The following is a 22,154-nucleotide window of genomic DNA, read 5'->3' on the forward strand; positions in this document are numbered from 1 at the left end:
AGGAGGAAACCTTCATGGATTCAGTAAAAAGCGTGGTAGGCGGCCAAGGCAATTATCCAATATCGGCTGTCATCATCGCTCAGGATGACGAAGTTCGAATATCTAAGGCCATACAATCCTGCAGGTTATTCGCCGACGAGGTGGTTGTGATTGACGGAGGCAGCAAAGACGGGACAGTACAGCTTTCTGAAAGCTTGAATTGTCGTGTATACGTCAACCCTTGGCCCGGATATGCGAAACAGAGAGAGTTCGGAGTAGAACGCGCGGTTCATGATTGGGTCTTCCTTATTGATACTGACGAAGTGGTCAGCGACGAGTTGGCCGCAAGTATTCTTGAACTGAAACCGGGGCTTATGGATCAATCGGTTGCCTATTCTATCTACCGGATTGGTGATTTCATGGGTAGATGGCTGGATCGTGGCGAATATCTAGTGCGCCTTTACAACCGCAAAGCGTATGGAATTCGAAATAGCTTGGTGCACGAGATGCCTGAGGTCTCTGAAGAGCGAACCATACGTTTGACAGGAACCCTCTGGCATTATGGTTACCGCAGTATTAACGATCATGTGGCCCGTTTCAATAAGTACACTGACTTGGAAGCTGAAAGTGCGTATGCCAAGGGCAAACGATTTCGGGTCAGTCATCTGCTGTTAAGACCACCAGCCCGTTTCCTGCAAAAGTATTTCTTACACGGGTTGTTCAAGAAGGGAATGTCAGGTTTCGGTGTATCCGTATTCTGGGTCATGTATGAATTCATGGTCGGCTTCAAGCATTACGAATTAATTAGATCGGGAAAGCTGACTCAGCACAATGCGAAGACGAGTCAGACCGAGAAGGAGAATAAAGGAGAGAGAAGCTATGCCGTACAGTGACGGATTGAACATTATGACGACAGGCCTTAGCTGGCCGTCGCTACAGCCGGGTGGGCTTAACACGTATTTCAAATCCGTTTGCGAGCAACTCTCCTCACGTAATCGGGTGCATGCGCTGATTTGCAGTCAAGAGACGCCTGCTACCCCTGAGGAATTGATTATTCACAATGCCGGAGATCCAAAAGATGGGATCTGGAAACGTAAGGATGCTTTCCAGCGTAAGGCAGCCGATCTGATGGGAGAGGGCAGTGGCCGTATAGATATTTTATACACTCACTTTGCTCCTTATGGTATTGGTCCAGCCTTGGAAGCAAAGAAACGTGGGATTCCTGTAGTGATGACTTTTCATGGTCCATGGAATGAAGAAATGAAAATCGAAGGCCAAGGCATTAAGCACCGGGTCAAAACAACCATCGCCAAATCCATTGAACATAGAGCTTATAAGCTTGCGGATAAGTTCATCGTGCTTAGTGAGACGTTCCGCGATATTCTCCATAAGCTGCACGGAGTGCCACTACACAAAATTATTGTGATTCCAGGCGCAGCTAATGTGGAACGTTTTATCCCCGCTACAAACCGATTGGCGATTCGCCGAACCTTGAATTTACCTGAGGGAGCAACAACCGTGCTGACTGTCCGGCGGTTGGTCAATCGGATGGGACTACTCCAGCTGCTTGAAGCCTGGAAGCAAGTTGCGGAGCGCTTCCCGAATGCAATTCTGCTGATTGGTGGTAAAGGGCCGTTGCGGGGGGAACTGGAAGAAAAGATCGCCGACTATGGCTTGAGCAACAAGGTAAGACTGCTAGGCTACATTCCTGATCATGAACTAGCCTCTTATTATCAGGCAGCGGATATGTTTGTGGTTCCCTCACAGGCATTGGAGGGCTTTGGTTTGATTACCGTTGAAGCCTTATCTTCGGGATTGCCAGTGATGGCTACACCGATTGGCGGCAATAAGGAAATTTTGCAAGGCTTCCGGCCGGAGTTGCTATTTAAGAGTTCAAGTAGCGACCACATGGCTGAAGGTATGATCCATATGCTCAGCAATCGAAAGCTGCTTCCGAGCCGGGATGAATGTAGAGAGCATGTACTGGAGAGATATACCTGGGAGCATGTTACGGATCAAGTAGAATCCGTGTTCCTGCAAGCTTTAGGAGAGGAGGTGACCACGTAATGCTTAGAGTGGCCTATATAGATCACACTGCTAAATGGAGTGGTGGAGAAGTTGCCCTGTTTAACATCCTTACCCATATTGGAGAACAGATCGATCCACTGGTAATTCTGGCTGAGGATGGTGCGCTGGCTGAACGGCTACGTGAAAAAGGGATGGATGTCCGTATTATTCCGCTGGATGAGAGCATCAGAAGTCGTGGTAGAAATGCAGTCAACTTGGGAGCACCTGCTGCAGCCTTCAAGCTGTTGGCTTATGGCCGCAAGCTTGCGCCGCTTTTAAAAGCGGAGAAGGTAGATTGCGTGCACACCAATTCCCTGAAATCTGCATTATACGGAGCCATCGCTGCCAAAATAGCGGGCGTTCCATTGATCTGGCACATCCGGGATCATATTGGAGCTCCTTATTTAAAGCCAATCGTTGCCAAAGGCATTCGTTTGCTGTCGCGTCTGCTCCCAAATGGAGTCATCGCAAATTCACATTCTACGCTGAATGCTTTGGAGTTGCCGCGTTCGAAAAAAACGCTGGTCGTATACTCCGCTTTTGCTAAAGCGATTGGTAATGGGATCGGCATGCGGGACCAGAAGGATTTTAACGTACTGCTAGTTGGTCGATTGGCGCATTGGAAAGGTCAGCATATTGTGCTGGAAGCCGCAAAAAGCTTTAAGAACGAACCTCGTGTGAAATTCTGGCTGGCCGGAGACGCTCTGTTTGGAGAAGAGGCTTATAAGCAGGAATTGCTGCAAAGGATAAAAAACGACGAGCTTACTAATGTAAGCATGCTAGGGCATGTGGATGATATTCAAGGCCTTATGAATACTGCTGATTTACTGATTCACACTTCGGTAACTCCTGAGCCTTTTGGCCAAGTTATCGTTGAAGGAATGGCAGCGGGATTGCCGGTGATCGCCTCCAATGAAGGCGGGCCGGTAGAAATTGTAGTTCAAGGTGAGACCGGGCTACTGATAGAGCCTGGTGACGCGGCGATACTGGCAGACTCCATTAAATGGATGCTGGATCACCCAGAGGAAAGACGGCGGATGGCGGACAATGGGATGAAACGAGTGAAAGAGCATTTTGTTATCGAGAATACGGTCAAGGACATCGTTGACTACTATAAAGGTTTGTTGGCGGGCACCTGACAGATGAGATGACGCGGTAATTCTGAAGATGATGCTCCATAAAACTTTGAGGATGATTCACATGAAAATTGCGATAGCGCACGATTACTTAATCCAAATGGGCGGCGCGGAAAGAGTGGTGGAAGTCTTTCATCACATGTATCCCGAGGCTCCAATCTACACAACGGTTTTTAACGGAAGCCGCCTTACTGACAATCTCAAAGATGCGGATATCCGTGCCTCCTGGTTGCAAAAGATTCCGGGGGTAAAGACCAATTTTAAAGGGGTGCTGCCACTTTATCCAATGGCCATCCGTGATTTGGACTTTCGCGGTTTCGATATCGTCCTGAGTTCCAGCAGTGCTTTTATGAAAAGTATTCAAGTTCCTAAACATACGTTTCATCTTTGTTACTGCCATACGCCTATGCGCTTCGCATGGGATTATGACACCTACATGGAACGTCAGTCGAATTCCGGGCTGTTCAAAAAAATGCTTAAGGTATACATGCAGCAGCTCAAAACGTGGGACCAACGGACTTCCAAAAATGTGAATCAGTTCGTAGCCAATTCTTCAGTAGTGAAGACGAGGATTCAGAATTATTATCACCGGGATGCTGATGTCATATTTCCACCGATTAATACAGCCCGGTTTACAAGCTCTTCTACCATTGGTGACTATTATCTAATTGTCTCCCGGCTTGTTTCCTACAAGCGGATTGATCTGGCCGTAGAGGCTTTCAATCGTAACGGTCTTAAGCTTTATATCGTAGGGGATGGACCGGATCGCAAGCGTCTCGAAGGCATGGCTAAGGATAATGTATCGTTTCTGGGCCGGCTAGAAGATGAACAAGTGACTGGAATGATGGCACAATGTAGAGCATTTATTTTTCCAGGAGAAGAGGACTTTGGAATTACACCGCTGGAAGCGAACGCTGCAGGAAGACCGGTAATTGCTTATCAAGCAGGTGGGGCACTGGACACTATTATTCCTTATGTAAATGGTGTGTTCTTTCAGCATCAAGAAGTGGAGGATCTACTTAAGGCCATTTATGAGGTAGAGTCCTACGCTTGGGACATCGATCAAATTATGGAGCATGCACGAAAATTCGATGAGCAGGCGTTTATGGTTAAGTTCAAGCAGTATGTTGAGCAGGCGTACGTCAATTTTCTAAAAGGAGGATGATTATATGAAGCTGACAGTAATCGGTACTGGGTATGTGGGTCTTGTATCTGGCGTGTGCTTTGCATTGAGCGGACATCATGTCATCTGTGTGGATAAGGACGAGGAAAAGATTGAGAAGCTGAAACAGATGGAATCGCCCATCTACGAGCCGGGAATCGAGGAACTGATTGAACTGAATCTTCGTGAGGAACGGTTATCTTTTTCTGCAGATCTTCAAGCGTCGGTGCGCCGTTCAGATATTATCATTCTTGCTGTAGGTACGCCATCATTGCCTAACGGTGAAGCAGACCTAACCTACATTGAGGGTGCAGCCGCTGAAATCGCCAAAGCGATGGAAGGGCACAAAATTATAATGACTAAATCTACAGTTCCAGTAGGCACAAATGAAAAAATCTCTCAAATGATCTCTAAGTATACCCAACATTCTTTTGATATCGTGTCTGCACCTGAGTTTTTACGTGAAGGGTCAGCGATTCGCGATACCCTCCATCCTGATAGAATTATCATTGGCCTTGATAATCCAGAGCTGGAACCAACTATGCGCGAGCTTCATAAGGGTTTCACAGAAAATGTATTTGTAACAGATATACGCAGTGCTGAAATGATCAAATATGCTTCGAATGCATTTTTGGCCACGAAGATTTCCTTTATTAATGAGATCGCCAATATTTGTGAAAAAGTGGGAGCTGATGTAACCGAGGTAGCACAAGGAATGGGTATGGACCAAAGAATTGGGTCATCCTTCCTGCAGGCTGGTATCGGTTATGGAGGCTCCTGTTTCCCGAAAGACACTAATGCGCTCATTCAAATTGCGGGCAACGTCGATTACGAATTCAAATTATTGAAATCTGTAGTCGAAGTGAACAAGGGACAACGGTTTATGATCATCTCCAAGCTGCATGAATCACTTGGCAGCCTGCGCGGTTCGACGATTGGGATATGGGGACTTGCTTTTAAGCCTAACACTGATGATGTCCGCGAAGCTCCCGCCAGAGAGATTGTTGAGGCACTGGTAGCTGAAGGGGCAACAGTCAAACTATATGATCCAATCGCAGCTACAAATTTCAGACAGCAATATGATCATCCGCAGCTTCGCTGGTGCAATCTGCCAGAGGAAGCGGCTGAGGGCAGCGATGCCGTCTGCCTGCTGACCGATTGGAGCCTACTCAAGGAGATTGATCTGCATCAGCTGGCGAAAAGCATGCGCAATGGGGTGCTGATCGATGGACGCAATGTGTATTCCAAGGAGCAAATTGAGGGTACCGGCCTCGTTTATCATTCTGTCGGCCGCCCGCAGATGGGTGGATTGAGCGGTTATTCTGCTAGTGTGGCTGGAGCGGTTTAATCTAAGTTATATGGATTGAACTTGTGATTTTTCTATTTAGGGATGAGCCGTGACTCCAGAGAATGTTTGGACTTCCAGCCGCTGTTGTCTGCAGATTTCCTGATTTTAACCGCTGATAGCGGTAGAAATCCGCAGACAAAGGTGGACCTATAGCTCCTCCAGTTCCAAAATTCTCCTCCGCCACTTCGTTCCCTTATTTTAAGTTTCTAAGCAATTTATATAGTTAGTGTACTCTGATTGTTTATCGCAGCAGCAGTAGCAGTAGCACTTATTGTTGTCATTGTCTCTGTCTCTGTGGTGGCAACTAGTCTTGCTCTTTTAGTTGCAGTTGTTCTTGCAGTTGCTGCTGCCTCCATAGGAGCAGAAGCAAATCTTTAGAAAAACGTGCTGCCTTCCGGCTGGTACAGCCCGGTGCAGTACGGTTCAAGCATTTAGAGGAAGTTGGTTAGGTAAAGAACGGAAAGGGAATTTGGAACTGTAGAAACGGAGTGTTCGCCTTTATCCTCGGATTTCTACCGCGAGAAGCGGTCCAATCAGGAAATCTGAGGATAACAGCGATCGGAAGTCCAAAATCCCTTGGAGTGGTTCATACCTAATAAATTTTTAAAAAAATGCATCCGCTCGAACTAAGGCTAAGCGGAAGCTATACGTTTTGATAACAATTCCATTATGCTCGATTTCCATAATTCAAGGAGGGTTCATTCTATGAAAATGGTACTTCTATCAGGCGGTTCAGGTAAACGGTTATGGCCGTTGTCCAACGACTCACGTTCAAAGCAATTTCTAAAGGTACTTGAAAGCCCTCAAGGTGAACCGGAATCTATGGTACAACGTGTCTGGAGACAGCTGGAGGAAGCAGGGATGGCAGAATCATCTTATCTGGCCACCGGCCGCGGCCAAGTAGAAATGATCCAAAGCCAATTGGGAAGTCATGTGCCGATTATCGTCGAACCGGAGCGTCGGGATACTTTTCCGGCTATCGCCTTAACAGCTACCTATCTTTATTCAGTGGCAGGTGTTTCTCCAGCGGAGACGGTAGCAATATTGCCTGTTGACCCTTATGTAGAAGCATCCTTTTTCGATACCATAGCTATGCTTGAGGGGACCATGCTGGAAAGTGGAGCAAATCTGGCACTAATGGGTGTTGTTCCTGAACATGCCTCAGAGAAATACGGATATATTATTCCTACCACCGAAGAGGCGGGGGAAAATGGTTTTATGAAGGTAAGTCACTTTCAAGAGAAACCAGACCGCATACAAGCAGAACAGCTCATCGAGCAAAATGCCTTGTGGAATTGCGGAGTGTTTGCTTTCCGCTTAGGGTACTTGTTAGATATTTTGCAGCGTAAAGGGTTGCCTTTAGGATATGAAGAATTGCAGAAGCAGTATAAGCTATTGTCTTCCATCAGCTTTGATTATGAAGTGGTGGAGAAAGAAGAACATATTGTAGTGCAGCCGTATGATGGATTCTGGAAGGATCTTGGAACGTGGAATACGCTGACAGAGGAAATGAGCAGCAAGCATGTAGGAAAAGGTTTTGTGACGGCGGATTCTGAGGGGACTTGCTTGATTAATGAGCTGGATATTCCGATTACGGTAATTGGTGCGAAGGATCTGATCATTGCGGCTAGCCCGGATGGGATTCTAGTTACTCATAAAGCTGAGAGCCCACGGATTAAAGAAGTGCTGAAAACCTTTGAACAGAGACCGATGTACGAGGAACGCCGTTGGGGCCATTACAAAGTTATCGATTATGTGAAATATGATGAAGGCAATGAAGTGCTGACCAAACGGATTTTTATATCCGAGGGGAATAATATCAGCTATCAATTACATCGCAAGCGTAGTGAAATTTGGACAATCGTTAGCGGCGAAGCAAGTATTGTGCTGAATGAGAAAAAACATAATGTGAAGGCTGGGGACGTGGTACGTATACCTGAAGGAACGAAGCACGCGATCCTTGCTTTGACGGATGTTGAGTTTATAGAAGTACAGACAGGTTCTGAATTAGTTGAAGAAGATAACATACGTATTACTTTAGACTGGAATGATATAGAACTACAACAATTCATTTCATAGGTCTAACCTATCTATTTAACCAATTGAAAATTTCTTGAAACAGGTAAAATGACTCAATTATCAAAAAAAGTCATAAAAACACTAAATATATCATTAATTGTCGTCGATACTTACGGTAAGAGAGAATATTTCTCTTAAATTGAAAAGGCAAACCTATCGAAAGGTAGGGACGCAAAGCTATAGGGCCTTCGAAAGAGTGGCAGCCTGGCTACCGAAAGGGAGATTATTTTGAAAGCTTACCGTACGTATCGATTGTTTGGTGCATTTCTGTCACTCGTCCTGTTTCTGACTGCACTTCCGCTTGCTGTTGGAATTTCGCCGTCTGTTGTCATAGCTGCTTCAAATTCTGGAACGCCAGTTACCCCAGGTGCCTCACCTGAAGCCGTAAAGCTGCTTAACTATTTTTACTCGATCTCAGGAAAAGGTATTATTGCCGGTCAACATGACTATTTAGAAAGTCCAGATGAAATTAACAATATGCTGAAGGGAACCAGCGGACAATATGCGGCTCTTCACGGTTATGAAATGGGTGCGATCAGTGGTCAGTCCGAAGCAACGATGGCTTGGCAACGTCAAAATGTGGTGAACAGCGCCATCAACTGGAATAAAGCGGGCGGGATCGTAGCTATGACTTTTCATGCTAACCTGCCGGGCACCTCTTATGACTGGGATAATGTAAAAAAAACACTTAGCCAGAGTGAGTTCGATAGTTACGTTACACCGGGTACCAAGCAATATAACAATCTGATCGCTGAGCTTGATAAGGTGGCAGTCTCTTTAAAAAGCTTGCGCGATGCCAATGTTCCGGTGCTTTGGAGACCCTATCATGAAATGAACGGGAACTGGTTCTGGTGGGGGAAGAAAAATAACTTTTCTAAACTATGGAATATTATGTATGACCGTTTTGTTAACGTTCATAAATTAAATAATTTGTTATGGGTATGGAGTCCGAATGCTCCCAATGTTTGGTCAGATCCTTATGCGCTAACTTATCCAGGTGCTGATAGAGTAGATATTCTGGCAGCAGATATATATGAAAATGATTACCAGCAAAAATACTATGACAGCTTATTGAGTCTAGCCGCAGGCAAACCGATTGCGATCGGGGAGAATGGTGAAATGCCTAATCTGGAGAAGCTTCAGCAATCGCAAAGTAAATGGACGTACATGATGAGCTGGGGAAAAATGCTTTACGAGAATAACAGTTCAGACACAATCAAAACATTTATGAATAGCAACTATACCCTGACCAGAGATAAATTAAATACGGGTCTGGCACCGACACCTAGCGCCGCCCCAGCGCCGGCACCTTCCGAAGAAGAGGGGGAGGCAGCAATTCCTCTCGCGAAGGGGCTTGCAGGAGAGTATTACAACAACATGCAATTGTCGGGAGCAGCAGCTCTTAACAGAACTGATGCAATAATCGATTTCAATTGGCGGCAAGGCTCGCCGGATGCCGCCCTCGGGATTGATCGGTTCTCCATACGTTGGAGCGGTAAAATTAAGCCATTATATAATGAGCAATATACATTTTACACTACCTCAGATGATGGCATCCGTGTCTGGGTGAATGGGGAATCCCTTATTGATAGTTGGACTAAGCAAAGTGGTACTGAGCGTAAGGGCACTATAACGCTGAAGGCTGGCCAGCTATATGATATCAAGGTGGAGTATTACGAGAATGAAGGCGATGCGAGAGTCCGCTTGATGTGGGAAAGTGCTAGTCAAGCTAAAGAGACAGTACCAGCAAGTGCACTTTTTCTTCCGGATGTCTCCTGATTGATGAAAATTAAAGGTCGATCCTTAGTGGCTCTGCGTTATTGCAGAGCTACTAAGCTATAGTCCTCATTAGGTCAGAAGACGATTGTCCGATAACAGGTATGTTTTTAACACCTGTGGAGGCAGTACAGCTACCGAAAGGAGGATTTATTTGCTTAAATATTATAAGAAAAACAGATTGTTGTTTACTATGTTACCGGTGTTTATTATTTTTTCCTTGCTGCCTTGGGGAGAGGTTAAAAGTCTTCCGAAGGCTATGAGTGTTTCTTCCTCCCTACCTCCGGCTATACCAAGTAATCCTTCGGCTTCTGAAGAAGCCAAGCAACTGCTGAGTAATTTGGTGAATCTACGTGGCAAAGGGATCTTGTCCGGCCAACATGATTATCTAGAAAGTCCAGATGAACTGGTTCATAAGCTGAAGAATACTTCGGGACAAAATGCTGTTCTACATGGTTATGAATTAGGGGCGATTAATAATCAATCCGCAGGGACAATCGCAGAACAGCGGCAAGCTGTTATAGACAGTGCAATTGAATGGCATCAAGAGGGTGGCATTGTAGCCATGACATTCCATCAGAGTTTACCTGGAACCTCTCCAGAATGGTCCAATGTAAATAGAAGTCTCAGTCAAGAGAAATTTAATGCTTATGTTACACCTGGGACGGCTCAGTATAAGAGGCTAATCTCAGATCTAGACGAGGTTGCGGGGTATTTGGGTCAGTTGCGTGATGCCGGAGTTCCGGTCTTATGGCGACCTTACCATGAAATGAATGGCGGTTGGTTTTGGTGGGGGAAAAAGGACAATTTTTCAGAGCTGTGGAGTATTGTCTATGATCGTTTTGTAAACACACACAAGCTAAATAATCTACTGTGGGTGTGGAATCCGAATGCGCCGAATGAATGGGCAGATCCATATGCTGCATATTATCCCGGTGGGGATAAACTCGATGTTCTGGCTGCGGATATCTACAATAACGATTATAAACAGTCCTACTATGAGGATCTGCTCGCATTGGCCGAGGGTAAACCTATCGGAATCGGGGAGAGTGGGCAACTGCCGAACCCGGATGTATTAACTGAGAAACAAAATAAATGGGTCTATATGATGACCTGGGGAAAATTACTGACAGAAAATAATACGCTACAGTCAATTAAAAGCTTTATGAAAGACTCGTTTATAGTATCGAGAGAGGACTATGTTCTCACAACAGGAGGTCCTTCGATAGCACCCGTAACTCCGGTAACCCTAACGGGTTTAACTGGAGAATACTATAACAATACTGATTTAGAGGGAGAAGCGGTACTTATCCGTAATGACCGTAAGATTGATTTTAACTGGCATGGTGGGTCCCCTGCCTCAGAGATAAATGAAGATCACTTTTCTGTACGCTGGAAAGGGAAACTCAAACCCAAATTCAGTGGAAAATATACGATTTCGGCATCCTCTGATGATGGAGTCCGTGTCTGGATTGACGGAAAGCTAATCATCGACAATTGGAAAAATCAAAGTGCAACCCTTCATAAAGGCAGTATCCCGCTCACAGCTGGAACGCTTTATGATATCCAAATTGAATATTATGAGAATGAAGGAGATGCCAATCTTCGTTTGCTATGGGAGAGTTCCAGCCAGAAGCAGCAGGTAATACCACAAGGGGCATTGTTTCTTCCTTAATCTAATGAAATGATAGGATAAGACATTCCGGAAGAAAGAGAGGACCTATGGATGGGAATAACGAGGAGAATATCTAATAGAAAAAATAAGATATCTGCAAACAAACCATTACTGTTATTACTAAAATTCGCCGCATTAACCGTCTTGTTTCTGTTGTCTGTCTCTGTCTTCGGAACGAATAGGACAAACGATTATAAGGTAGGTGCCAATATACCGAGACTATCTGCAGGAACTGATGCTGCAGCAGAAATACCGGATGGTACTGTGATCTGGAATCTGGGACAACATGATGGCTCAGCAGCTGAATTCGCTGCGAGTGGCACTTCCGGCAGCAAGAAGGAATTTAATGTTCCTTCTTCGGTGCTCAAATCATCGGCTCTGCAGAGCTTGCCTGCAGGCTTGAATGGAAAGACCCAGCCGGAATTAACGATCACATATCAGCTAAATAAGATCCCGGAGAATGGGGTCTTATTTAGCGTAGGTATTCTGGATGCTTATAAATCCGTGCCGCAAATGAGTGTGTTCTCCAATCATCAATTGTCGGGGATCATTCAAATTGCGGGGGTTGCTGGCACAGAAAGTGAATATAGCTTTCAAAAGACCTATGAATTATATATTCCCAAGGAGCAATTGAAGATAGGAACGAACGAATTGAAGCTGCAAACGGTTCGCTGTTTATATTGCAGTGACAAAGAAGACGAATATTCCTGGTGGACTTGGGATAATCTCCGTTTAGAGTCTCTTAACGCTCCAATTTCTGAGCCTATCCATGGCAGCTACACATTGACCGGAACAGTAGTGAATAATAAGCAATTTTATTTCGATGAAGGTGCAGTTACGCACTTGCCTTATGTTATCAAATGGCTAGGTATGGCTTATAGCGGCAATGTGATGCGTACTAGCTGTGCCAGTGATGTCGGGAGATCCTGCTCGGATATGATGGAATATTACAAGGTATTGCAGGATTACAACATGCAGGCGGTAGCTTTGTATTTGCATACTGGTGATATTAAGCTTAAGGCTGATGGATCGTTGCCCGCTGATGCAGAGAAAAAGCTGACGGATTATTTTGAGCAATATAGCCCCTATTTTCAATATTATGAGGTAGATAATGAGCCAGGATTATTCAATCGATCTAAGGCAGTGAACCTGGCAATTGCGGACTGGCTGAATAAAAAGGGCAAGCAAATTGCGCCCCATTTACAAACTGTTGCTCCGGGTTGGGCGTATTGGCCGAGCTACAGTGAGGATTCCTGCGGTAATCAGAAGGGAACTGGGAAGGAATGTGGAGATCCGGATGGCTGGGAACGTGATCCAGAGCAACGTATGGAGCTGGAGAAGGTTACGGATTTGACCAATGGACATTCCTACGGCGACTCTTATATTTTTAGTAATGGAGGAAGCTTTACTGAGAATTTGAAGACCTTCACTGGCGCAGATAATGGACTCGGCAAAAAAATGCTGACCACTGAATTTGGTACCTCGGACAGTCATGTGGATGCCTATCAATACGGGGCAACGGAGCGGACAGCGGCTGTATTTGACCGGATCATGCGTGCACATATTGGTTATGCGGATATGTTTGTGCAGCATGCTGCTTTTTTTAAGGATTTCAGTTTATTCAAATATGGGTTTAATTTAGAAGAGCATGATCCGGCGACCACAGAGATTTATTATACAAAAGAAAATGAGGATTCACGTGTCAGCATCATGAGAAGGCTTAGTCTTGCCTATGCTACACATGGAGCTCCGCTAACTTATCAAATAGCTAACAAAGATGTGTTAGCCGACAAGCTGGTATATGTTCGGGCCGTGGATACTTCTACATTGAAGCCTCTTGCGGGAAGTGGAGCGACCTCAAATAAGGTGTTGGTTAATTTCGTTAACTTTGAGTCTACTCCACAAACGGTGAGTGTAAATGTGACTATGCCGAAAAACGGGGTGTATGAAGGGGAGCGTTTTGGAAACGGGAATACGTATGAAAAAGCAAGAAGTTATGTAACAGGTAAAAAGGCTACTCCCACGTTAACCTTTACGGAGACACTTGCTCCAGGAGAGGCTGTGCAGTATATTTTGCAGCCTTCCTCTGAAGTAAAGCCGTCGGCACCGAAAGGATTCAAAGCCGCAGCAACAAAAGGTTTAGCTGTAAAATTAAATTGGTTGGAGGCACCGGGAGCAAGCTATGAGCTTCTTCGTGCTGAAGGTAGCGGGGGGGAAATGAAGGTGGTGGCCACCGATGTGAAGCTTACAGAATATACGGACCATAATTTACGTGAAGGGACGTTATATACCTACGCGGTATGGGTATCCGGCTCTAATTTACTGTCCGATAAAGTTCAGATTACAGCCACCGGACTGGTTCCCCTGGATCGTACTAAATGGAAGGTATCCTCAAATGTGAATACGGCAGCATCAGCTCCTAGTCTGGCTATCGATGGGGATCGGCGCACGCGCTGGGATACGGGGAAACATCAGGTTTCCGGAGAGTATTTTCAGATTGATCTGGGTGAAGCACATGAAATTGAAAGAATAGATTTGGATAGCACGTTATCACCGTTTGATTATCCAAGAGACTATGTAGTTTATATTTCTGACGATGCTCAAAACTGGAAAAAACTCACGTCTGGTAAAGGTACGAAAGAGCTTACTAAGATATCCTTTTCTAAAGTGAAGACGAGGTATGTCAAAATTGTACAGAACGGAGCCGGCGGGAATTATTGGTCTATTCAAGAGCTACAGGTGTACTCCAGAGAATAAGCAATTATTTGAATTTATATAACTGTTAATAGAGCATACTAAATAACCTCAGCGGGATCATTCTCCCGCTGAGGTTATTTTTGTGCTTTAAATAAAATGGAGGCCTGACATATAAGGTAAAGGAATTACCTCTGATTCCTCCAAGGAATCAGAGGTGCGAAGCGGGCTCGCTGGATCAAACAGCAGCGAGATCAGCTCCTTGTCGTCCACGGACGACAAGTCGAGGCTGCGCTTGCGGCATACTTCCGTCTGCCGCAAAAGCGTTTCCCGGTCTGCGATGCAGACCGTCCCGCTGTTCGCGCCGGCGCTTAAGGCGGCGCCGGCGTCCCGCAGAAGCGCGAGCAGGCTGCGCTCCTGCCACGGCACAGGCACTTGCAGCGTGCCAACGCCGCTGCACAGAGCCGCCTTGGCCAGCAACGCCGCTACCGCTTGCGGCTGGCCGGCCCATTCCACCGCCGTCGCTGGGCTCGCCGCCGGCACACCCGCCGCGGGCACAGCCATCGCGGCGAACCCCTCGATGCTGCCGTCCCGCACGGCTACGAGTGTGCGCTGGGACAAGCCCAGCACACCTGCGTAAGCCTCGGCACCCAGCAGCAGCGCCAGCTCACCCGGACTGTATACCTGTCCGGCTTCGCGTTCATTCAGCAGCCGGTTGACGGCGAAGAAGTCGCCCGGCTGCATGGGCCGCAGCGTCCATTCTTCCCCTGCTGCGGCAGCAAGTGCGTGAGCCGAGCTTGCGTTCAGCTCGGCAAATTGCGTACCGCCGAACGGTACGCAGCCCGCTCGGGTATACAGCGAGCGGTCACCCGAGACAAAGATAAGCGATGCGCCGGCATTCGCAGCATGGGTCTGGCATAGCTGTAGAAGCTGACCGGCTAGTCCCTGGCCGCGATAAGCAGGATCTGTGCAAACCGCGCCGATGGAGAACACGTTCAGGAGAGCTTCTCCAGTGCGGATCGTGGAGGGCACTAATCCCATAAAAGCAGCGATGTTACCGTCCTCGGCAACGGCTGCATAAGAGTGAGTGTAACCAGGGCTGAAAATCAGCGGAAACAGCTCTTTCATAGAAGTGTCGCCGGCTTGGCGAAAGATGGAATGGGCTAGAAGAGCAGCTTGCTCCAGCTCCGCAGGTTTAATTAATCTCAATTGCATATACAGTCAGCCTCCTTATATGTAAATACGAGTAGGGTAGAAAGGAATTATTTTAAGTATAAGCCCCAGCGGATGAAATCTTCAATCCTGCTTATATTATTCAATGTCTCAAAAGGAGGTGGATAAGGGTAATAACGTACATAAATAAGGAAGCTTATATTTTAAGCTAGAAGCGAAAGGGAAGTGAATAAACGGTGACCCAACTTGCAGATAATATCATATTATTGCTGGCAGCTCTCTTACTTGTAGGTGTGTTTTCCACCAAATTCTCCACTAAATTTGGAATGCCAGCTCTAGTGCTTTTCCTTGCTGCGGGGATGGTACTGAGTCAATTTATCTTTTTTAACAATGCTTCCTTAACACAAATGGCTGGGATTTTTGCGCTGGTTGTTATCCTGTTCGAAGGTGGGATGCAGACCAGTATTAAGGATATCAAGCCTATTATTCGGCCGGCATTATCCTTATCCACGGTAGGCGTATTGTTAACGACAGCTATCGTTGGGGTGTTCGCTAAGCTGATTCTTGAGGTGTCATGGGCGGAAAGCTTTTTGTTCGGAGCTATTGTGGGTTCGACTGATGCGGCTGCGGTTTTTTCGGTATTAGGCGGTAAGAATATTGACAAACGACTGACCTCGACACTCGAAGCGGAATCAGGCAGCAACGATCCCATGGCGGTGTTTTTGACAGTATCGCTGATCGAATGGATTCAGCATCCGGATATGGCGATATGGGGACTTGTGTTGTCCTTTATATGGGAGATGGCAGTTGGTTTGGTGATAGGGATTGTACTTGGCAAAGTCGCAGTGTATCTTATCAATCGAATAAACCTGGATTCCACCGGGCTTTACCCGGTATTGGCAATTGGATTTGCTGTCCTAACCTACGGCTTATCTGCACTCGTTCATAGCAGCGGCTTGCTGGCTGTCTATGTAATGGGTCTTACTCTTGGCAATTCCGAGCTGATGTATCATCGAACCATTATGAATTTTAGTCATGGCTTTGCTTGGATGATGCAAATATTTATGTTTATATTGCTGGGTCTACTGGTATTTCCACAGGAGCTGGCAGAGGTGGCTTGGCAAGGTATATTGCTGTCCGTCATTCTGATGGTTGTGGCAAGGCCAATAGGCGTGTTTATAAGCTTGCTCTTTTCCAGATTCTCTATTCGTGAGAAAACACTGATTTCCTGGGCCGGCCTGCGCGGAGCCGTTCCAATTGTGCTGGCAACTTATCCGCTGCTAGCTAATCTTCCCCACGGCCGACTGTTCTTCAATGTGGTATTCTTCGTCGTGCTGACCTCAGCAGTGATTCAAGGAACAAGCATTTCACCGCTGGCTTCCCGGTTGAAGCTGGTGGGGCAAGAGGATTCAGCACAGCCATCACTGATGGAGCTGGTCGCCCTTGGCAAGACGGATTCCGAGTTTAACCACATAGGAATTGAACCTTACATGCCCATTGCCGGGCAGAAAATCTCCGATATCGGACTGCCAGATGATATCTTATTTACTGCTATTATCCGGAATAAAAGCATTGTCACCCCCCATGGCAGTACGGTCATTGAGCCAGGGGATACTGTATATGTCTTAAGTCCAAAGAGCAAACGCGATGAGATGAGGGCTTTTTTCCGGAGTCAGAAAGGGAAGACGGCGGAGGAAAATATATCTTTGATTTAAGTCTAGAAAGAGACCGTTATCCAGAGTGTGACAGAGATAATAGGCGTTATAACAAAAGTTATGCTAGAATCGGCAACATGTAAATCTTCAGAGTGGTTGCAAAAAGCAAAAGGATGTGTTAAATTGTATATAGATTTAGAACGAGTCTAAATACAATATAATAAATTAACCATAGGAGGTTTTATTAATGAGTACACAACTAAAGAGCCAAACTGAACTGCACGCTGCTTTGAACCGCCAGACCGCGAACTGGTTCCTGCTTGGGGTAAAGCTTCATCATTATCACTGGTATGTTAGCGGCTCCCAATTCTTCACGCTGCATGAGAAGTTTGAAGAACTCTACAATGAAGCTGCTGGTTATGCAGATGATTTGGCTGAGCGCCTGCTTGCTATTGGTGGACAACCTGCCTCCTCTATGAAACAATATCTGGAGCTTTCCGATTTACAGGAAGCTCGTGGCGGCGAAGATGCCAAGGGTATGGTAATGGAGCTGGTTAGAGACTTTACAACTGTTTCTAAAGAACTGCAAGCTGCGATTGCTACTGCAGAAGAACTGGCTGATCAACCTACTGCGGATCTGCTGATTGGTATTAGAAGCAGCATTGAGAAACATGCTTGGATGTTGAATGCTTTTATCGCCTAAGACAACATTCTTATAAAGGATAGAACCACAAAGAGCGCCTGCGTGTAGGATACGCATGGCGCTCTTTGTTTTGTTGTTTTACTGCTGAACACAACTATTTAATAAATACACCCCCGAAGGGGACTACCTCGCGTAGAAATCGTTTAACAATTCCATCATCGTTATTATCTCTTTCGAATCGGCGATTCTGGCGTCCTGCCTGAAACAGCACAGGCCCGTGACCTGTCATCTTCCAGTGATAGCTCATATGCTGGCTAGCCAAATGGTTGCCGTAAACGGTGAGCTCCAACTTGGCATTCTCAGGGTAGGCAATAATGCTGCCAGCATCCACATAAAGGGGGTTGGTCGGATGCAGTACAGCTTCACAGACCGTACCTTCTGTCAGTATGCCAATCATGCCATTGCCCGAAAATTTCACCTTTACAATATCCCGTGTAACGAGCACATTCTTCATGCTTAGCACTCGGGTCTCCAGCGAAATACCAATACTGTAGAAGAAAAGATGCTTAAAGTCGTACAGCAAATCGCTTTTACCATCGAGCTTCAGGATTTTTATGCGATAGCCTGGTGGAAGGGCGGCAACGAAATGGCAAGGACCTGCCATATCGGAACGAATCAACTTTCGCTTGCGGTATATGCCCTTTACATCCATAAATCTGTCCGCCCGTCCTGAGGAAGGACCTTGATAAGCGATAATTTGTTGTGGATGGAGTATATGAACCTCTTCCTTCTCCTCAAGGGAGAAGGCTACGGCTTGTCCGCTTCCACTGTCGCTTTCATCTTGGATATCGATGTTCATAGTTCATCTCCCTCATGCTGTGACTGTGATCTTCAAGAATACATAAGACTAACGCAGACGGTCGCCCTTTCGCGAACGGTAAAGCATGCTGAAACGAATAAAACGGATCAGTATAAAATAACCTAGGATTAGTCCAATCCCTGTAAAAATAGTCACTTTGATTTTGTGATAATATTCTTCGCGTGCCGTCCGGTCATTTTTTAATTCATCAACCATCTGCGTCAGTTGGCGATTCTGCTCTTGTAGGCTTTCGTTCTGTATCCGGTAAGCTTCCATCTCCTGCGTGGTATTCGCGAGCTTATCCTTTGCCTGCTGAAGCTCTTCAGCAGTTTGCTGAAAACCTTCCTTTAATTCATTCACTTCGTTTGGCAGCTCGGAGAAATTTTTAACTCCATTATAGATATCACTGAATATATTAGCCTTTGCTACAGGAGCTGGCAGGCATACAGTAAGCGTCAGCAAGAACAGGAGCGAATATAACAGCTGTAGATATGTTCGGGATTTATGTTGCTTCATCTATATAATCACCACCCAATTTAGGCTTGTAGTTCTTTTATTTTAACACAGCTTGACAGCTTCTGACAGCGTACGCCATGGGACTGGCAATGCTTATAATGAAAGTAATTTTTACCTCCTTAAGGATTTCGTTTACTCATTATTAAACACGATCAGTCCGTGATTATCTCGATTGAGAAGAGGTACTATTTATCGTATACTTTGGACGAAAGGGGCTGCTGTCGATTGAACAAATGGCTTAAAACAATATTGCTTCTGATCGGATCTGCTTTTTTGACTAGATTGATCCCATTTTCATCTTTGTTTCGGAATTTAGACACGATGATTCATGAATTTGATCATGCTTTGATGACCTTACTACTGTCGGGCAGTGTGCTGAGGATTGAATTATACGCAGATCATAGCGGTGTAACCTATTCAGCGATTCAAGAAGGGGGCAAGGCAATATTAGTTTCCCTCTCGGGTTATTTGCTAGCCTCCTTATTTGCACTTCTGCTCTTCTATTTATATAGTAAGGGACGCCATGATTGGGGCCTTATCTTAGCTACGGGTGTGGCGTTGATTATGCTCCTGCTATACGTACGAGGAAGCTTTGGCATGATGTGGTTGGGCGGATTTATTACGCTAAATATTCTAATGCTGGTGGTTTGGAAGAAGGCCAGCAAATATTATTATTTGTTATTGGCCTTTTTAACCTTGGAGGAGTCTGTAATGGGAAGTTTATTTCTGGTATACGCGGCTGCTGTATCACCGTCCCGTGCAGGAGATGCCAGTAATCTGGCAAGAATGACTCCCATACCCGCAATATTTTGGGCCACACTGTTTTTTATATTTTCTCTGTTGTGTGCTAAATGGGCACTGGGACTATTTTTCAAACGAGAGCGAGTGCAGACTAAATTAGGGAGTCGATGAGAAAAAAACATAAAATTTTCGTCATAAAAAGACAAAAGGGGTTGTTTTTACAAGAGTCAGTCTACTAAGCATGTAGAATGACTCTTTTTTTGTCGATAATATAGAACCGAACATACATTCCATGACATGGAGTTGTCCGCCATTATTGGTACATTAATAGAAGACCCAAAAAAAGAAAGAGGTGGAAATAATGATAGAAAGTATTCATCCCGTATTCACATGGAGTCAAAATCGTATTTTTGCAGGCGGCAATCGTAATGTTATTTTGCTTGTTGAATGGAAAGGGAATATACCTGCAGAGCATAGCCGACCCAGCAGTTATAAAGTGGTTGCCCGTGAAATTGAGCTGCGGGTTTGGCTTGAACCCCATGTAACTTTTAAGCGCTCGTATGGGTGTGAGTTTGAAGTCGGTGAAGGCAGATCGCTACTTCTTAAGCTTGGCAAAATAAAAACGGGGCAACGAAAGTTTATTGCTTTGGAATTCAATATCTCTACTACTATTGCAGGTAGATATGAAGCTCTTTCCTTACAGTGGAAATATAAAAAGCCAACCGTAGAGCGTGTTCAAGAACTTCCAGTAAAGGTTCTTGAGCTAGAATACACCCATCATACTCAGGTTCTGAGTGAAAGCTGCTGCTTTCACGTAGAGAAACATTTGGAATTGTTAAAAACAGCTGAAACGATTGAGGAGGCAACCATGTTGCAAAATAAAGGACAACATAGTCAAGCTCATGAAATGCTCTGCCGTCACGCAGATAAATTACTATTACTAGCCGTACGTTCTGGAGATCCTTTACTACTTAAAGAGGCCGAAATGTTGTATAAACAGATTGGATTCGAGTATCAGAAGCGGGGGAAAACTGCTACTGGAAATTGATATAGGACATACAACTAGAAGATGCATATTGACGAAAAAAGACCTATACATAAATTTGTTTTGTCAGCGGGTTCGGCGGAAAATAATCAGAAGAATTGTAATATAAAATGTGGTAACATAGTAAAAAAGTTCTATCACACTATTACTTTTTTTCATAAAATAATGGGTCTATTTAACCATAAATCAAGGGGAACTGAATATGACAGACCGATTAATCCGACTGATGCGCATTATTACACTTGTTCAAGCCAAGCCAGGGATATTAGCCCGTGAATTGGCGGAACGCTGCGGCAACAGCGAGAGAACGATATACCGGGATATGGACGCGCTTAGCGCCATGCATATTCCTATAACCCACCTTGGACATGGAAAAGGCTATGCTTTTATTGGCAATTTTGCACTTTATCCTTTGGATTGGTCGGAAGAAGAGGCGTCTGCGTTTTCGCAACTACGCTATATTATGGAAGATATTAAACCCGTTCTGCCTATCGGTTTTGAAGGCGCTTATGAAAAAGTAGTTGCAGCTGAATACAAGCGAAAGGCGGAGCGGGAAGAAACGATAGAACGTGCAAGAAGAGAAGCAGGTACAATCTGGTTGGAAAGAAGCGGTGCACAGATGGAGCATCAATCTTTTTTAACACCTATTTTGGAGGCTTTATTAAAGCAGAGGAGTATTCAAGCGAATTATTGTGAGAATGCGGTGGAGGAGAAAGAAATAACCATCGATCCTTATTGTTTAGTCCCACTGGAAAATCGTTTTCATCTCATTGGATTTTGCCATCATCAGGGTGTTATTCGTACATATCATATCAACGATTTTTCAAACGTGAAGCCACTAAACCGCTGCTTCTCAAAGGAATCATTTGATTTGCAAGCTTTTATGAAGCAAAAATGGTCGCTTGACCGCGATAGTTTGCAAGTAGAGTTTAAAGTGAAATTTTCGGAGCGAATCATGGAAGGGCTTAAGAGAGAGGATCTGCCCTATAAGCCGAATAAAGTAGACCGTCAAGCTCGGTGTTGTTATTTTAAAGTCGCGTTGGAACAAGATATTGCATTTGTCCGCTGGATTAAGAGATTCGAAGAGGATGCAGAAATCATAGAGCCGTTATATTATCGGGAAGTGCTCAGGCAGCAGTTGGAGAAATGGATATCACAATATAAATAAGATGGATTCTCACCTTCAAATGAAATATTCGTTTACATATATTGTTACAAATCAAAAATTATAGAATATTTCTCTTGTTTGGTGAGTCTTTTTATAATATCACCATACATTAAATAACATAATTGCAATTTATAGAGTTATTTTTATCCTCGAATTTGACCTTTGTTCAATTTTATACAGAAGAAAGCTATTCTCTAGATTCATTTGATTCTTAAAAATGAATATATTAATCCGGGTGAGGTTTCTGGGGGAGTGGATTATCCATTATGTTGACGGTACTGGGCTTTAACTTGATGGGTGATGGTCTGCGTGCTGTGCTTGACCCTCGTATAAAGAATTAACATCATTCGTGTGGTGTCTTTGCAGCCCTATTTAGGGGCGTCAGAGGCATCTTTTTTGTGTGCAAAAAGCCAAAATCATCGTTATATATTGTCTAAT

The 22,154-nt window shown here is 45.0% G+C and carries 17 protein-coding genes, 1 pseudogene and 1 riboswitch; of the genes and pseudogenes, 15 read left to right on the forward strand and 3 right to left on the reverse strand.

Features of this window, described 5'->3' with window-relative positions:
* The first annotated feature begins 14 nt into the window (after positions 1-14).
* From MKZ09_RS05365 to MKZ09_RS05405, 9 genes are all read left to right on the forward strand, one after another.
* The gene (locus MKZ09_RS05365; protein WP_038568901.1) at positions 15-872 is read left to right on the forward strand and encodes a glycosyltransferase family 2 protein; all 858 of its coding nucleotides are present in this window, start codon (positions 15-17) and stop codon (positions 870-872) included.
* On the forward strand, positions 859-2,046 hold the full coding sequence (locus MKZ09_RS05370) for a glycosyltransferase family 4 protein (RefSeq protein ID WP_036676596.1): 1,188 nt from the start codon (positions 859-861) through the stop codon (positions 2,044-2,046). Before MKZ09_RS05365 ends, MKZ09_RS05370 begins: the two co-directional genes overlap by 14 nt.
* Positions 2,046-3,185 carry a glycosyltransferase family 4 protein gene (locus MKZ09_RS05375; RefSeq protein ID WP_076207342.1) on the forward strand — a complete coding sequence of 380 codons (1,140 nt, stop codon included), beginning with the start codon at positions 2,046-2,048 and terminating at the stop codon, positions 3,183-3,185. Before MKZ09_RS05370 ends, MKZ09_RS05375 begins: the two co-directional genes overlap by 1 nt.
* Before the next feature lie 61 nt (positions 3,186-3,246).
* Positions 3,247-4,347 (forward strand): glycosyltransferase, encoded by a 1,101-nt coding sequence (locus tag MKZ09_RS05380; protein WP_036676592.1) that lies wholly within the window; start codon positions 3,247-3,249, stop codon positions 4,345-4,347.
* 4 nt (positions 4,348-4,351) lie between these two features.
* Entirely contained in the window at positions 4,352-5,692 is a 1,341-nt protein-coding gene (locus MKZ09_RS05385; protein ID WP_076207344.1) for a UDP-glucose dehydrogenase family protein, read from the forward strand.
* Between the two features lie 705 nt (positions 5,693-6,397).
* Positions 6,398-7,771, forward strand: a complete 1,374-nt coding sequence (locus MKZ09_RS05390) for a sugar phosphate nucleotidyltransferase (RefSeq protein WP_076129262.1) — start codon at positions 6,398-6,400, stop codon at positions 7,769-7,771.
* A 136-nt stretch (positions 7,772-7,907) separates the two neighbouring features.
* Positions 7,908-7,987: riboswitch (cyclic di-GMP riboswitch) on the forward strand.
* A 12-nt stretch (positions 7,988-7,999) separates the two neighbouring features.
* Positions 8,000-9,550: a glycosyl hydrolase gene (locus MKZ09_RS05395; RefSeq protein ID WP_081389089.1), complete on the forward strand. Its 1,551-nt coding sequence runs from the start codon at positions 8,000-8,002 to the stop codon at positions 9,548-9,550.
* 151 nt (positions 9,551-9,701) lie between these two features.
* On the forward strand, positions 9,702-11,222 hold the full coding sequence (locus tag MKZ09_RS05400; RefSeq protein ID WP_256719280.1) for a glycosyl hydrolase: 1,521 nt from the start codon (positions 9,702-9,704) through the stop codon (positions 11,220-11,222).
* A gap of 51 nt (positions 11,223-11,273) precedes the next feature.
* Positions 11,274-13,979 (forward strand): discoidin domain-containing protein, encoded by a 2,706-nt coding sequence (locus MKZ09_RS05405; protein WP_081394372.1) that lies wholly within the window; start codon positions 11,274-11,276, stop codon positions 13,977-13,979.
* 87 nt (positions 13,980-14,066) lie between these two features.
* Here the strand turns inward: MKZ09_RS05405 and MKZ09_RS05410 are convergent, their stop codons facing one another.
* Positions 14,067-15,131 carry a GNAT family N-acetyltransferase gene (locus MKZ09_RS05410; protein WP_076207349.1) on the reverse strand — a complete coding sequence of 355 codons (1,065 nt, stop codon included), beginning with the start codon at positions 15,129-15,131 and terminating at the stop codon, positions 14,067-14,069.
* A gap of 194 nt (positions 15,132-15,325) precedes the next feature.
* Here MKZ09_RS05410 and MKZ09_RS05415 point away from each other — a divergent pair, with 194 nt between their 5' ends.
* Together MKZ09_RS05415 and MKZ09_RS05420 are read left to right on the forward strand one after the other, a co-directional pair.
* Positions 15,326-16,804: a potassium/proton antiporter gene (locus MKZ09_RS05415; RefSeq protein ID WP_076137164.1), complete on the forward strand. Its 1,479-nt coding sequence runs from the start codon at positions 15,326-15,328 to the stop codon at positions 16,802-16,804.
* Positions 16,805-16,991: 187 nt separating this feature from the next.
* The gene (locus MKZ09_RS05420) at positions 16,992-17,447 is read left to right on the forward strand and encodes a Dps family protein (protein ID WP_036676579.1); all 456 of its coding nucleotides are present in this window, start codon (positions 16,992-16,994) and stop codon (positions 17,445-17,447) included.
* Between the two features lie 94 nt (positions 17,448-17,541).
* On the opposite strand, the gene MKZ09_RS05425 is transcribed toward MKZ09_RS05420, so the two are convergent.
* Positions 17,542-18,246, reverse strand: a complete 705-nt coding sequence (locus MKZ09_RS05425; protein WP_076137166.1) for an AIM24 family protein — start codon at positions 18,244-18,246, stop codon at positions 17,542-17,544.
* A gap of 48 nt (positions 18,247-18,294) precedes the next feature.
* The gene (locus MKZ09_RS05430) at positions 18,295-18,762 is read right to left on the reverse strand and encodes a hypothetical protein (RefSeq protein ID WP_076137168.1); all 468 of its coding nucleotides are present in this window, start codon (positions 18,760-18,762) and stop codon (positions 18,295-18,297) included.
* 225 nt (positions 18,763-18,987) lie between these two features.
* Between MKZ09_RS05430 and MKZ09_RS05435 the strand changes: the two genes are divergently transcribed.
* The 4 genes and pseudogenes from MKZ09_RS05435 to MKZ09_RS05450 form a co-directional block, all read left to right on the forward strand.
* Complete coding sequence (locus MKZ09_RS05435) at positions 18,988-19,674, forward strand: M50 family metallopeptidase (protein WP_076207351.1); 687 nt, start codon at positions 18,988-18,990, stop codon at positions 19,672-19,674.
* Between the two features lie 190 nt (positions 19,675-19,864).
* Positions 19,865-20,551, forward strand: coding sequence for a hypothetical protein (locus MKZ09_RS05440; protein ID WP_076137171.1), 687 nt, complete (start codon positions 19,865-19,867; stop codon positions 20,549-20,551).
* Positions 20,552-20,750: 199 nt separating this feature from the next.
* Complete coding sequence (locus tag MKZ09_RS05445; RefSeq protein WP_076207354.1) at positions 20,751-21,716, forward strand: helix-turn-helix transcriptional regulator; 966 nt, start codon at positions 20,751-20,753, stop codon at positions 21,714-21,716.
* 254 nt (positions 21,717-21,970) lie between these two features.
* Positions 21,971-22,057 (forward strand): annotated as a pseudogene (locus MKZ09_RS05450) (oligopeptide transporter permease oppC); the annotation flags it as partial.
* Positions 22,058-22,154: the final 97 nt, after the last annotated feature.

Origin of the sequence: Paenibacillus sp. FSL R5-0908 (genome assembly GCF_038006245.1) — a bacterium.
GTDB classification, from domain to species: Bacteria; Bacillota; Bacilli; order Paenibacillales; family Paenibacillaceae; genus Paenibacillus_AQ; species Paenibacillus_AQ odorifer.

What these genes read in the sequence shown, in the direction of transcription:
- MKZ09_RS05365 (WP_038568901.1), top strand. Translation starts at nt 15, where the DNA reads ATGGATTCAGTAAAAAGCGTGGTAGGCGGCCAAGGCAATTATCCAATA.
- MKZ09_RS05370 (WP_036676596.1), top strand. Translation starts at nt 859, where the DNA reads ATGCCGTACAGTGACGGATTGAACATTATGACGACAGGCCTTAGCTGG.
- MKZ09_RS05375 (WP_076207342.1), top strand. Translation starts at nt 2,046, where the DNA reads ATGCTTAGAGTGGCCTATATAGATCACACTGCTAAATGGAGTGGTGGA.
- MKZ09_RS05380 (WP_036676592.1), top strand. Translation starts at nt 3,247, where the DNA reads ATGAAAATTGCGATAGCGCACGATTACTTAATCCAAATGGGCGGCGCG.
- MKZ09_RS05385 (WP_076207344.1), top strand. Translation starts at nt 4,352, where the DNA reads ATGAAGCTGACAGTAATCGGTACTGGGTATGTGGGTCTTGTATCTGGC.
- MKZ09_RS05390 (WP_076129262.1), top strand. Translation starts at nt 6,398, where the DNA reads ATGAAAATGGTACTTCTATCAGGCGGTTCAGGTAAACGGTTATGGCCG.
- MKZ09_RS05405 (WP_081394372.1), top strand. Translation starts at nt 11,274, where the DNA reads ATGGGAATAACGAGGAGAATATCTAATAGAAAAAATAAGATATCTGCA.
- MKZ09_RS05410 (WP_076207349.1), bottom strand. Translation starts at nt 15,131, where the DNA reads ATGCAATTGAGATTAATTAAACCTGCGGAGCTGGAGCAAGCTGCTCTT.
- MKZ09_RS05420 (WP_036676579.1), top strand. Translation starts at nt 16,992, where the DNA reads ATGAGTACACAACTAAAGAGCCAAACTGAACTGCACGCTGCTTTGAAC.
- MKZ09_RS05425 (WP_076137166.1), bottom strand. Translation starts at nt 18,246, where the DNA reads ATGAACATCGATATCCAAGATGAAAGCGACAGTGGAAGCGGACAAGCC.
- MKZ09_RS05430 (WP_076137168.1), bottom strand. Translation starts at nt 18,762, where the DNA reads ATGAAGCAACATAAATCCCGAACATATCTACAGCTGTTATATTCGCTC.
- MKZ09_RS05440 (WP_076137171.1), top strand. Translation starts at nt 19,865, where the DNA reads ATGATAGAAAGTATTCATCCCGTATTCACATGGAGTCAAAATCGTATT.
- MKZ09_RS05445 (WP_076207354.1), top strand. Translation starts at nt 20,751, where the DNA reads ATGACAGACCGATTAATCCGACTGATGCGCATTATTACACTTGTTCAA.